Genomic DNA, 11,800 nt, shown 5'->3' on the forward strand with positions numbered 1-11,800 from the left:
CCAATCGCCCAGAGCAGCGGAACCGGCTAGGTGATGAGGATCGGCCCGTTCGGGCTCGCCTTCGGCTTCGCCAGGCCAGGTTTCGTAGGTGGTTGGCTGGCGATGTCGGCTGTCCGGTTGAGTGCGCGCGCCGAGCCAAGACGGTGGTCACCCTTGCATTGGCGACTGCGGTTGGGGTTGGAGCTCGGCTGCGCCGTCGCGATGCTCGCGCTCTGTCGGGCTCGCCTTCGGCTTCGCGTCTCCTCAAGCCACTGCTGGAGCGCATCGCTGCTTAGTTCTCGGCTCCTTAGCTGGCTGGCTGCTTAGCTGGCTGGCTGGTCGGCTTGGAGTGTCAGACCTGCTCGGTACGTTGAGTTGCGGGGGATCCTCAATCGGAGGGGACGCCTGCGGGAGCCTGCCCCTGTTCCCCGCTCCTCGCCTCCTGCCGTGCTGCCCTCCGCCCCGCTTGCAGGGTGTGCCTCAACTCACAATCAGGTGGAGTTTCCCGGTTGCAGGGCAGTGGTCTACGTGCGCTTGCCCGTTTTGCGAGGTCACCCAGCGTGCTGTTATCTGAACGCAACCGGCATTAGGCCAACTGGTGAGTAACCTGCCGCGAACGAACTCGTTGCCCAGGTGTGACGCCGATCGCTGCGGCGTCCCTGGGCGTGTGTGCGGAGGTGCGGATGGGCGTCGAGGTGGTCGTCGAGGGTCTGACCAAGTCCTTCGGCAAGCAGACCATCTGGCAGGACGTCACGCTCACGATCCCGCCCGGCGAGGTCAGCGTGATGCTCGGGCCGTCCGGTACCGGCAAGAGCGTGTTCCTGAAGTCGTTGGTCGGGTTGTTGAAGCCTGAGCGCGGGAAGATCGTCATCAACGGGACGGATCTCGTGCAGTGCTCCGAGCACAAGTTGTACGAGATCCGGAAGATGTTCGGCGTGCTGTTCCAGGACGGCGCGTTGTTCGGGTCGATGAACCTGTACGACAACATCGCGTTTCCGCTGCGGGAGCACACCCGCAAGACGGAGGCCGAGGTTCGGCGCATCGTGCTCGAGAAGATGGAGATGGTCGGCCTGGTCGGGGCCGAGAAGAAGTTGCCCGGTGAGATCTCCGGCGGCATGCGCAAGCGGGCCGGGTTGGCCCGCGCGCTGGTGCTCGACCCCGAGATCATCCTCTGCGACGAACCCGACTCCGGCCTCGATCCCGTCCGGACCGCGTACCTGAGCCAGTTGCTGATCGACCTGAACGCCCAGATCGACGCGACCATCCTGATCGTCACGCACAACATCAACATCGCGCGGACCGTGCCGGACAACCTCGGCATGCTGTTCCGGCGCGAACTGGTCATGTTCGGGCCCCGCGAGGTGTTGCTGACCAGCGACGAGCCCGTGGTGGAGCAGTTCCTGAACGGGCGGCGGCTCGGGCCCATCGGCATGTCCGAGGAGAAGGACACCGCGACGATGGCGGCCGAGCAGGCCCACGCGGACGCCGGGCACTCGGACGGGTCGCCCGAAGGGGATGTGCGCGGGATCGTGCCGCAGTTGGAGCCGACGCCCGGGTTGCCGTACCGGGAGGCCGTGCGGCGGCGCAAGGACCGGGTCATGACGATCATCCACCAGCTGCCCCACGAGGCCCAGCAGGGCATCATCGCGAGCCTCACGGCCGAGGAGCAGGTGCGGTACGGCGTGCACGCCGGTGTGCAGGCGCCCACGCCCAGCCCGTGGCCCCGGCAGGGTGGTGTCCTGTGACCACGCAGGCCTCGTTCCCCGGTGCCGGTGCGCTGCGGGAGACCGGCAAGCTGTGCCAGCTCGGGATCGACGTCGTGCGGACCACGTTCCGCCGGCCGTTCCAGCTGCGGGAGTTCATCCAGCAGAGCTGGTTCATCGTCAGCGTCACGGTGTTGCCGACGGCGCTGGTGTCCATTCCGTTCGGCGCGGTCATCGCGTTGCAGCTCGGCAGCCTGACGCGGCAGATCGGCGCGCAGTCGTTCACGGGTGCGGCGAGCGTGCTCGCGATCATCCAGCAGGCCAGCCCGATCGTGACGGCGCTGCTGATCGCCGGTGCGGGTGGCAGTGCGATCTGCGCGGACCTCGGCTCCAGGAAGATCCGCGAGGAGATCGACGCCATGGAGGTGCTGGGCGTCAGCCCGATCCACCGGCTCGTGGTGCCGCGGGTGCTGGCGGCGATGCTCGTCTCGGTGCTCCTCAACGGCATGGTGAGCGTCGTCGGCGTGATGGGCGGCTACTTCTTCAACGTGGTCATGCAGGACGGCACGCCCGGCGCGTACCTCGCGAGCTTCAGCGCTCTCGCCCAGTTGCCGGACCTGTGGATCAGCGAGCTCAAGGCCCTGATCTTCGGGTTCATCGCGGGCATCGTGGCCGCCTACCGGGGCCTCAACCCGGCCGGTGGGCCCAAGGGCGTGGGCGACGCGGTGAACCAGGCCGTGGTCATCACGTTCCTGTTGTTGTTCTTCGTCAACTTCGTCCTCACCACGATCTACCTGCAGGTCGTGCCCGCGAAGGGGAGCTGATGGCGAACAAGGTGCTCTCCACCCTCGACGGGTTCGGCGACCAGCTGTCCTTCTACATCAAGGCGCTGGCCTGGACGCCGCGCGCGCTCAAGCGGTACTCCAAGGAGACGTTGCGGCTGCTGGCCGAGGTCAGCTTCGGAAGCGGAGCGCTCGCGGTCATCGGCGGCACGATCGGTGTGATGGTCGGGCTCAGCGTGTTCACCGGAACCGTGGTCGGTCTCCAGGGGTTCACGGCGCTCAACCAGATCGGCACGAGTGCGTTCGCCGGGTTCGTGTCGGCGTACTTCAACACCCGTGAGATCGCGCCACTCGTGGCGGGCCTCGCGCTCAGCGCCACGGTCGGATCCGGCTTCACCGCCCAGCTCGGCGCCATGCGGATCTCCGAGGAGATCGACGCGCTGGAGGTCATGGGCATCCCCAGCCTGCCGTTCCTGGTGACGACCCGGATCATCGCCGGCTTCGTCGCGATCATCCCGCTGTACGTCATCGGCCTGCTGACCAGCTACCTGGCGGCCAGAACGATCACCGTGGAGTTCTACGGGCAGTCGGCGGGCACGTACGACCACTACTTCAACCTGTTCCTACCCCCGATCGACGTGCTGTGGTCGTTCGGCAAGGTGCTGGTCTTCGCGGTCGTGATCATCATGACCCACTGCTACTACGGCTACCGCGCGTCCGGCGGTCCGGCCGGTGTGGGTGTCGCGGTCGGGCGCGCGGTGCGGACCGCGATCGTCACGACGGCGCTGCTCGACTTCTTCCTGAGCCTCGCGATCTGGGGTGCCACTACGACCGTGAGGATCGCCGGATGAGGAAACGCGTGCTGGGCATCGCCTTCCTCCTCGCGATCGCCATGTTCCTGTCGCTCACGGTGGCGCTCTACAAGGACGCCTTCAGCGACTACGTGAAGGTCACGCTCAAGACCGACCACATCGGCAACCAGCTGCAGACCGCGAGCGACGTCAAGGTCCGCGGCCTGATCGTCGGCTCGGTGAAGGCCGTCCGCACGAGCGGGGACGGCGCCGAGCTCGAACTCGCGCTGCTGCCGGACAAGGTCGAGCAGATCCCGTCGAACGTCAGCGCGCGCCTGCTGCCCAAGACGTTGTTCGGCGAGCGGTACGTGAACCTCGTGCTGCCGCAGCAGAAGCAGGCCGCGATCACGAACGGCGCGGTCATCGAGCAGGACCGCACCAGCAGCGCGATCGAGCTGGAACGCGTGCTGGACAACCTGATGCCGGTGCTGCAGGCCATCCAGCCGGAGAAGCTCGCCACCACCCTCACGGCGTTGTCGCAGGCTCTCGACGGCCGGGGCAAGCCGCTCGGCGAGACCCTGGTGTCGCTCGACTCCTACCTCGGTGAGCTCAACCCGCAGCTGCCCGCGCTGAAGGAGAACATCTCCCGGCTCGCGGACGTCGCGAACGTCTACTCCGACGCCGCGCCGGACCTGCTGCAGGCGCTCAACGACATGACCACGACGACGAAGACCGTGGTCGACCAGCGCGAGAACCTGCTCTCGCTGTACGGGACGATGACCACGACGTCGCAGGACCTCACCAGCTTCGTCACGGTCAACAAGAACAACATCATCGGCCTCGCCGACACCAGCCGTCCGACGCTGGAGCTGCTCGCGAAGTACGCGCCCGAATACCCGTGCCTGCTCAAGGGCCTGGCGGAGTTCGAACCGATCATCAGCAAGGCGTTCGGCGCCGGCACCGACAAGCCCGGTCTGCACATCACGCTGGAGATCACCCAGAACCGCGGCAAGTACAAGCCGAACCTCGACGAGCCCGAGTACAAGGACAAGCGCGGTCCGCGCTGCTACGACATCATCCCGCGGCCGGATCCCTTCCCCCAGTACCCGCCGGAGGGCCCGGTGCAGGACGGGTCGAGCTCGCCGCCGCCCGCCCGCGTCGCGAACGACGGGATCATCCCGCCCGGCGCGACCATGCCGCAGTCCGCCGACGTGCGCAGCCTCGCCAACTCCCCGGAGGAGGCCCGGCTGGTCGCGGCGCTGTTCGGGCCGCGCGTCGGCGTCGACCCGCAGGACATGCCCGGCTGGTCGAGCCTGCTGCTCGGACCGCTGGTGCGCGGGACGGAGGTGACCGTCAAGTGAAGGGACTGCTCGCCCCGCTGCTCAAGCTGATCGCCTTCGCGGTGGTCACGATCCTCGCGACCTCGCTGCTCGCCGTCACCATCGCCAACGTGAACCTGGCGAGCGCCACCGAGTACAAGGCGCGGTTCACCGACGTCACGGCGTTGAACGAGGGTGACGACATCCGCATCGCCGGTGTGCGCGTCGGCCAGGTCGACGGGATCAAGGTCGTCGACCGCAAGACCGCCGAGGTCGAGTTCTCGATCGACGGCGACCGCAAGCTGCCCGAGGCCGTCACCGCGACGATCAAGTACCGCAACCTGGTGGGACAGCGGTACATCGCACTGGAGGCCGGCACCGGCGACACCAGGGCCGTGCTGCCCGAGGGCGGCACGATCCCGGTGGAGCGCACCAAGCCCGCGCTGGACCTGACCGTGCTGTTCAACGGCTTCAAGCCGCTCTTCCAGGCCCTGAACCCGGACGACGTGAACAAGCTGTCGTTCGAGATCATCCAGGTGCTCCAGGGCGAGGGCAGCACGATCGACAGCCTCCTGCAGCACACGGCCTCGCTGACCAGCACGCTGGCGAGCAAGGACAAGGTGATCGGCGAGGTCGTCGACAACCTCAACACCGCGCTGGAGACCGTGAACTCGCGCGACGAGGACTTCAACAACCTCGTGATCACGTTGCAGACGCTCGTCTCCGGCCTCGCGCAGGACCGCCAGCCGATCGGTGACGCGATCACCGCGCTGGGCGACCTCACGAACGCCACCTCGGGCCTGCTGGAGCAGGGGCGTGAGCCGTTGCGCAACGACATCGCGCAGCTCGGCATCGTCTCGAAGACGCTGGGCGACAACGAGGTCCTGGTCGACCAGATGCTCCAGCGCCTGCCCAACAAGCTGGAGACGATCACGCGGACCGCGACCTACGGCTCGTGGTTCAACTTCTACCTGTGCGAGGCCAGCGGCAAGGTCGCCGTGCCGCCGGTCATCAACGACCCGATCCCGATCACGGCGTTGCCGGTGACCCAGCAGAGGTGCCGCCGATGAAGACCTCGAACCCCATCAGGACGGGTGCGATCAGCCTGACGTTGATCGCGCTGCTGTTGCTGGCCGCGTTCTACTCCGACGACCTGCCGATCGTCGGCGGCGGCACCTCGTACGCCGCGGACTTCAGCGAGGCCGCCGGACTGGTGCCGGGCAACGAGGTCCGCGTCGCCGGCGTGAAGGTCGGCAAGGTCACCAAGGTCAAGCTCAACGGCGACCGCGTGCGGGTCACGTTCAAGGTCAAGGACGCCTGGGTGGGCGACCGCACGACCGCGATGATCCGCATCAAGACGTTGCTGGGCCAGAAGTTCGTGGCGCTCGACCCGCAGGGCAGCGCGCCGCTCTCGCCCGGCGACCCGATCCCGAAGGAACGCACGCTCGCGCCGTACGACGTGAACGAGGCGTTCAACGGGCTCGCGACGACCGTCGGCCAGATCGACACCAAGCAGCTCGCGGACAGCTTCACGGTCCTGTCCGACACCTTCAAGAACTCGCCGGAGCACGTCCGGGGCGCTCTCGACGGCCTGTCGGCGTTGTCGAAGACGATCTCCTCGCGTGACGAGCAGCTGGCGAAGCTGCTGGACAACACGCGGCAGCTGAGCAAGACGCTGGCCGACCGCAACGCCGAGTTCGAGAAGCTGCTGGCGGACGGCAACCTGCTGCTCGGCGAGCTGCGCAAGCGCCGCGAGTCGATCAGCGCGCTGCTGACCGGTACCCGCGATCTCTCGCGCGAGCTGAGCGGGTTGGTGACGGACAACCAGAACCAGCTCAAGCCCGCGCTGGAGCAGCTCGGCCGGGTCACCACGATCCTCGAGCGCAACCAGGAGAACCTCGACCGCAGCCTCGCGCTGATGGCCCCGTTCTACCGGGTGTTCGCGAACACCCTGGGCAACGGCCGGTGGTTCGACACCTACATCTGCGGCCTGCTGCCGCCTTCGGTGAACCTCGGCGTCGTCGGGTTCAACGAGGAAGGCTGCCTGCCTCCGGGGGTGCAGCGATGACTGATGTGGCGCAGTCCAGGGTCGGCCGGTTCATCGCGATCGCGTGCGTGCTGGCGCTGGTCGTGACGGCCGGGCTCTGGTGGGTGTTCGGAGCCATGAACGGGCGCAGGGTCACCGCGCACTTCGCCGCGGCCGTCGGCGTCTACCCCGGCGGTGACGTGCGGGTGCTGGGCGTGAAGGTCGGCACGATCGACGAGGTCACGCCCGAGGGCAAGACCGTGAAGGTCGTGTTCACCGTCGACCGCGACGTGCGGGTGCCGGAGAACGCGCAGGCCGTCGTGGTCTCGCCGAGCGTCGTCTCCGACCGGTACGTGCAGCTCGCGCCCGCCTACACCGGCGGTCCCGCGATGGCCGACGACGCCGTGATCCCGCGCGAGCGCACCGCGACGCCCGTCGAGTTGGACGAGCTGTACTCGTCGCTGGACAAGCTCACGACGGCGTTGGGGCCCAACGGGGCGAACGCCGACGGGGCGCTGGCGGACCTGCTGAACTCCGCGGCCGCGAACCTCGAGGGCAACGGTCAGGCGCTCAACGACACGCTGAAGAACCTCGGCCAGGCCACCCGCACGTTGTCGGGGTCCAAGGAGGACCTGTTCGCGACCGTCGACAACCTGCAGAAGTTCACCGCGATGCTGGCCGCGAACGACAGCCAGGTGCGCGACTTCAACAAGCAGCTCGCGGACGTGTCCAAGATGCTCGCCGACGAACGCGGGGATCTCGGGGCGGCGTTGTCCGAGCTGGCGACGGCCCTGGGACTGGTGCAGGGGTTCATCAAGGACAACCGCGAGGTGCTCAAGTCCAACGTGGACAAGCTCGCCTCGATCACGCAGGTGCTGGTGAACCAGCGGGCCGCGCTGGCCGAGACGCTGGACGTCGCGCCGCTGGCGTTGGGCAACCTGCAGAACTCCTACAACGCGGCGTCCGGGACGTTGGACACCCGCGCGAACATCAACGAGCTCAACCAGCCGCCGATCGTGCTGATCTGCAAGCTGATCCAGCAGGCGACGCCGAACAACGTGCCGCCGGTGCTGACGAACACCTGCAAGCAGCTGGAACCGTTGCTGACCGGAGCGATTCCGCTGAAGTCCCCGGCCGAGGTGCTGGGTGACCTGAACGCGGGCAAGCTGCCGTTGCCCCTGCCGCTCGCGGGGGTGCCCCAATGAGGAAGCTCGTGGTGGGGTTGACGGCGCTGCTGCTCGTGTCGGGCTGCGGGTCCGGTGGGTTCGACGGCGTCTACAACATGCCGTTGCCGGGTGGCGCGGACGTCGGGGATCACCCGTACCGGGTCAAGGCGCAGTTCAAGGACGTTCTGGACCTGGTGCCGCAGGCCGGCGTGAAGGTCAACGACGTGCCGGTCGGGCGGGTCGAGAAGATCGATCTCGGGGCCGACGGGTGGACCGCCGAGGTGACCATGCTGGTCAACGGGGACGTGCAGCTGCCTTCCAACGCGTTCGCGAAGCTGCGCCAGTCGGCGTTGCTCGGCGAGAAGTTCGTGGAGCTGGGCAAGCCCAAGGACGCTGCTGGACGCCTTGCCGACAACGCGGTGATCCCGCTGGACAAGACCAACCGCAACCCCGAGGTCGAAGAGGTCTTCGGCGCGTTGTCGATGTTGCTCAACGGTGGTGGTGTGGCTCAGCTGCAGAACATCACCAAGGAGCTCAACGCGGCGATGGAGGGCAACGAGGCGGAGATCCGTTCGTTGCTGGGCAACCTGAACACGTTCGTCGGGGAGCTCGACGAGCACAAGGCGGAGATCGTCCGCGCGCTGGACTCGATGAACCGGCTGGCCGGGACGCTGGCCGGGCAGCGGGAGAAGATCGCGGTGGCGCTGACCGATCTGGAGCCGGGGCTCAAGGTGCTGGCCGAGCAGCGGACGCAGCTCGTGACGTTGTTGCAGTCGTTGAACAAGCTGTCGGACGTCGCGACGGACACGGTGAACCGCAGCCGGGACGACATCGTGGCGGACCTGAAGGCGTTGCAGCCGACGCTGACCAAGCTCGCGGAGTCGGGGCAGAACCTGCCGAAGTCGCTGGAGCTGCTGCTGACCTACCCGTTCCCGGACGAGGCGGTGGACGGCATCCGCGGTGACTACACCAACGCGTTCATCGACCTCGACCTGAACCTCGGGACGGTGCTCGACAACCTGTCGCGGTCGCGGCAGTCGCCGATCGACTCGCTGATCCCGTCGCAGGGGACGCCGTTGCCGATGCCGAACATCCCGCTGCCGAACCTCGGGCAGGGGACCGGATCGGGCCTGGGCGACCTGCTCGGTGGCCTGCTGGGAGGTGGTCGCCGGTGATCCTGCGGTCGACGAAGCTCAAGATCGGCGCGTTCGTGCTGGTCGCGTTGCTGGGCGTGTCGTACGTCAGCGCCACCTACATCGGTCTGTTCAAGTCGTCGTCGACGGTCGTGACGATGCAGCTCGCCGATTCGGGCGGCATCTTCACCAACGCCGAGGTGACGTACCGCGGCGTGACGATCGGGCGCGTCGGGCAGTTGCGGCTGATGGGCGACGGCATCGAGGTCGACCTGGAACTGGACGCGGACGCGCCGCGGGTGCCTTCTTCGCTGGAAGCCGTGGTGGCGAACCGGTCGGCGGTGGGTGAGCAGTACGTCGACCTGCGGCCGAAGTCCGACGACGGTCCGTACCTGGAAGCCGGCTCGGTGATCCCGCGGTCGGCCACGCGCACGCCGCCTCCCGTGGACGGGTTGCTGTCCAATTTGGACGCTTTCGCCTCCTCGGTGCCGACGGACTCGTTGCGGACCGTCGTGGACGAGCTGCACACGGCGTTCTCCGGGACCGGTGGCGACCTGCAGGTGCTGATCGACAACACGGCGGCGTTCACGGCCGCGGCCAAGGAACACCTGCCGCAGACGACGCAGCTGTTGCAGGACGGGCGGATCGTGCTGGCCACGCAGGCCGCGTCCGGTGGCGCGATCAGGTCGTTCAGCGGGGATCTGCGGTTGCTCGCCGAGCAGCTCAAGGCCTCGGACGGCGACCTGCGGCGGTTGATCGTCGCGGTGCCGCCGGCGTCGGAGCAGGTGTCGGCGTTGCTGAAGGAGAGCGGGCCGAACCTCGGGGTCGTGTTCGCGAACCTGCTGACCACCTCGAACATCCTCGTGACCAGGCGTGACGGCTTGGAGCAGATCGCGGTGACGTACCCCATCGCCGTCGGTGGTGGGTTCTCCGTGGCGCCGGGCGACGGGTCCGCGCACTTCGGCCTGGCGTTGAACGTGTTCGACCCGATGCCGTGCACCGTGGGCTACGAGGGGACGACCATCCGGCCGGGCGGCGACACGTCCGCCGCGCCGCTGAACACGCAGGCCTACTGCGCTCTGGCGCGCGGGTCGGCGACGTCGGTGCGAGGCTCGCAGAACGCGCCGTACGGCGGCACGCCGACCACCCCGGTCGGCAACGCGACGACGCAGCCGGGCCAGGAACCCACCACCGGCCAGGCGGCTCCCGAGGTGCCGTTGCTGACGTCACTCGGCCAGCTGCTCGGTCTGCCTTCGGAGGGGAAGAAGTAGTGCGGGTCTTCACAGGTGTCGCCGTGGTCTTCGCGGTGGTGATGTTCGTGTTCGCCGTGTTCAGCGGTTTCGTCTGGTACTCGGCGCGCGGCTCGTCCGAGTCGTCGTTCGCCGCCGAACGCGACGACGCCCTGCGCTCCGGCCAGGTGGGCATCACGAACTTCCTGACCCTCGACTACAAGAAGGTGGACGAGGACCTCCAGCGCTGGCTGAACTCGTCCACCGGCGACCTGCGCGCGGAGATCGACAAGGACAAGGACTCGCGCAAGAAGCAGCTGGTCGACGCCAAGTCCGTGACCACCTCGAAGGTGCTCGACGCCGCCATCACCGAACTGGACGACCGCGCGGGCACCGCCTCCATGATCGCCGTGGTCGAGAGCACCGTGACCCCGGACGGCGGCCAGCAGGTCACCAAGATCAACCGGTACCTGACCAAGCTCACCCGCACGGACGACGGCTGGAAGCTGAGCCAGCTGGGCCCGCTGCGGGCAGGCGTCTGACCCCCGGCCAGAGCTGATAGGAATCGAGCGCACGTGCCCCCACCCCGCCGCCGCCCAGTCCCGAGCACCCCGGCAGGAGGCCGCCCGAAGGTGGCCGGCCTGAACCGCCGCACCCCGTCGTCGCCCGAAGCCCCGGCCGTGGAGGCCGTCGAGCCCGTCGAGCCCATCGAGCCCATCGAGGCCGCTGAGGTCGTCGACGCCGCCGGGTCCGCCGAGGCAGCCGAGGCCGTGGCACCGGACGCGCCCGAGGTGCCGGACGTGCAGGAGCCGGCGTCCGAAGAGGCAGAGCTGAAGGCGCCGGAAGCCGTCGTCTGGAACCCCTCGCCCACGCCGAAGAAGACGCCCCGCGCCGCGGCGAAGGCCGAGCCCGTCGAGGACCCCGAGCCGAAGCAGCCGGCGAAGTTCAACTGGCCCCTCCCGGTCGCCCTGGTCGTGGTGGGCCTCCTGCTGGGCGGCCTGGCGACGTTCTTCCTGGTCAAGTCCCGCTCGGTCAGTTACGACGAGGCCCTGGTCGACGCGGGCGCCACCTCCGAGGTCAACGGCCAGATCCGCGAGGCCGTGGAGAAGTCCTTCTCCTACAACTTCGCTGACGTCGAGTCGACCGAGAAGGCGGCGAAGGAACTCCTCACCGGCAAGGCCCTCTGCCAGTACAACGCCGTCTTCGGGCCGGTGAAGGAGGTGGCCCCCCAGCAGAAGCTGGTGGTGACGGTCCGAGTCGTCTCCTCGGCCGTCTCGTCCCTCAAGGACGGCCACGCCACCGTCCTGGTCTTCGCCGACCAGGTCACCACCCGCACCACCGACAACCAGACGGGCGGCGGCACCGCCATGCTCCGCGTGAGCGCGGTGGACGACGGCGGCCGGTGGAAGATCGACAACATGGAGATGTTCGGCGCCACCGCGGACCAGAACCGCCAGCTCCAGGGCTGCTGACCGCTCACCCGCAGGCGGACGTCCGGCGTTGTGGTGGACAACGCGCGAACCGAGGCTCAGGTCAGGCGAGGCGATGTCGGCCTGACGCACAGCGACACCCGCAGGCGTCGGCGTCGAGCCCCACCCGGCCCCGAACCCTCCGCGGAGCCCCCGGCCGGCCGCCTCACCCCGGCAGGCGTTCCACCCCGGCAGGCGTTCCA

11 protein-coding genes are annotated in these 11,800 nt (G+C 68.2%); all 11 read left to right on the top strand.

The annotated features are described in order from the left end of the window. Nucleotides 1–662: 662 nt before the first annotated feature. The 11 genes from QSK25_RS29330 (at nt 663) to QSK25_RS29380 (ending at nt 11,600) form a co-directional block, all read left to right on the top strand. Nucleotides 663–1,724, top strand: a complete 1,062-nt coding sequence (locus QSK25_RS29330) for an ABC transporter ATP-binding protein (protein ID WP_285643349.1) — start codon at nt 663–665, stop codon at nt 1,722–1,724. Next, nucleotides 1,721–2,506: an MlaE family ABC transporter permease gene (locus tag QSK25_RS29335; protein ID WP_229694202.1), complete on the top strand. Its 786-nt coding sequence runs from the start codon at nt 1,721–1,723 to the stop codon at nt 2,504–2,506. The genes QSK25_RS29330 and QSK25_RS29335 overlap by 4 nt, the downstream gene beginning before the upstream one ends. Further along, nucleotides 2,506–3,315 (top strand): MlaE family ABC transporter permease, encoded by an 810-nt coding sequence (locus QSK25_RS29340; protein ID WP_090065886.1) that lies wholly within the window; start codon nt 2,506–2,508, stop codon nt 3,313–3,315. The genes QSK25_RS29335 and QSK25_RS29340 overlap by 1 nt, the downstream gene beginning before the upstream one ends. After that, nucleotides 3,312–4,616, top strand: coding sequence for an MCE family protein (locus QSK25_RS29345; protein ID WP_285643028.1), 1,305 nt, complete (start codon nt 3,312–3,314; stop codon nt 4,614–4,616). Before QSK25_RS29340 ends, QSK25_RS29345 begins: the two co-directional genes overlap by 4 nt. Beyond that, the gene (locus QSK25_RS29350) at nt 4,613–5,644 is read left to right on the top strand and encodes an MCE family protein (RefSeq protein WP_285643029.1); all 1,032 of its coding nucleotides are present in this window, start codon (nt 4,613–4,615) and stop codon (nt 5,642–5,644) included. Before QSK25_RS29345 ends, QSK25_RS29350 begins: the two co-directional genes overlap by 4 nt. Then, entirely contained in the window at nt 5,641–6,642 is a 1,002-nt protein-coding gene (locus QSK25_RS29355; RefSeq protein WP_285643030.1) for an MCE family protein, read from the top strand. Before QSK25_RS29350 ends, QSK25_RS29355 begins: the two co-directional genes overlap by 4 nt. Continuing rightward, nucleotides 6,639–7,805 (top strand): MCE family protein, encoded by a 1,167-nt coding sequence (locus tag QSK25_RS29360; RefSeq protein WP_285643031.1) that lies wholly within the window; start codon nt 6,639–6,641, stop codon nt 7,803–7,805. Before QSK25_RS29355 ends, QSK25_RS29360 begins: the two co-directional genes overlap by 4 nt. Continuing rightward, nucleotides 7,802–8,941, top strand: coding sequence for an MCE family protein (locus QSK25_RS29365; RefSeq protein WP_285643032.1), 1,140 nt, complete (start codon nt 7,802–7,804; stop codon nt 8,939–8,941). Before QSK25_RS29360 ends, QSK25_RS29365 begins: the two co-directional genes overlap by 4 nt. Further along, on the top strand, nt 8,938–10,170 hold the full coding sequence (locus QSK25_RS29370; RefSeq protein WP_285643033.1) for an MCE family protein: 1,233 nt from the start codon (nt 8,938–8,940) through the stop codon (nt 10,168–10,170). The genes QSK25_RS29365 and QSK25_RS29370 overlap by 4 nt, the downstream gene beginning before the upstream one ends. Beyond that, nucleotides 10,170–10,670 carry an Rv1363c family protein gene (locus tag QSK25_RS29375; protein WP_285643034.1) on the top strand — a complete coding sequence of 167 codons (501 nt, stop codon included), beginning with the start codon at nt 10,170–10,172 and terminating at the stop codon, nt 10,668–10,670. Before QSK25_RS29370 ends, QSK25_RS29375 begins: the two co-directional genes overlap by 1 nt. 90 nt (nt 10,671–10,760) lie before the next feature. Next, nucleotides 10,761–11,600 (top strand): hypothetical protein, encoded by an 840-nt coding sequence (locus tag QSK25_RS29380; RefSeq protein ID WP_285643035.1) that lies wholly within the window; start codon nt 10,761–10,763, stop codon nt 11,598–11,600. The last annotated feature ends 200 nt before the right edge of the window (nt 11,601–11,800 follow it).

This window comes from Lentzea sp. NBRC 102530, from assembly GCF_030269365.1.
Lineage (GTDB): Bacteria > Actinomycetota > Actinomycetes > Mycobacteriales > Pseudonocardiaceae > Lentzea.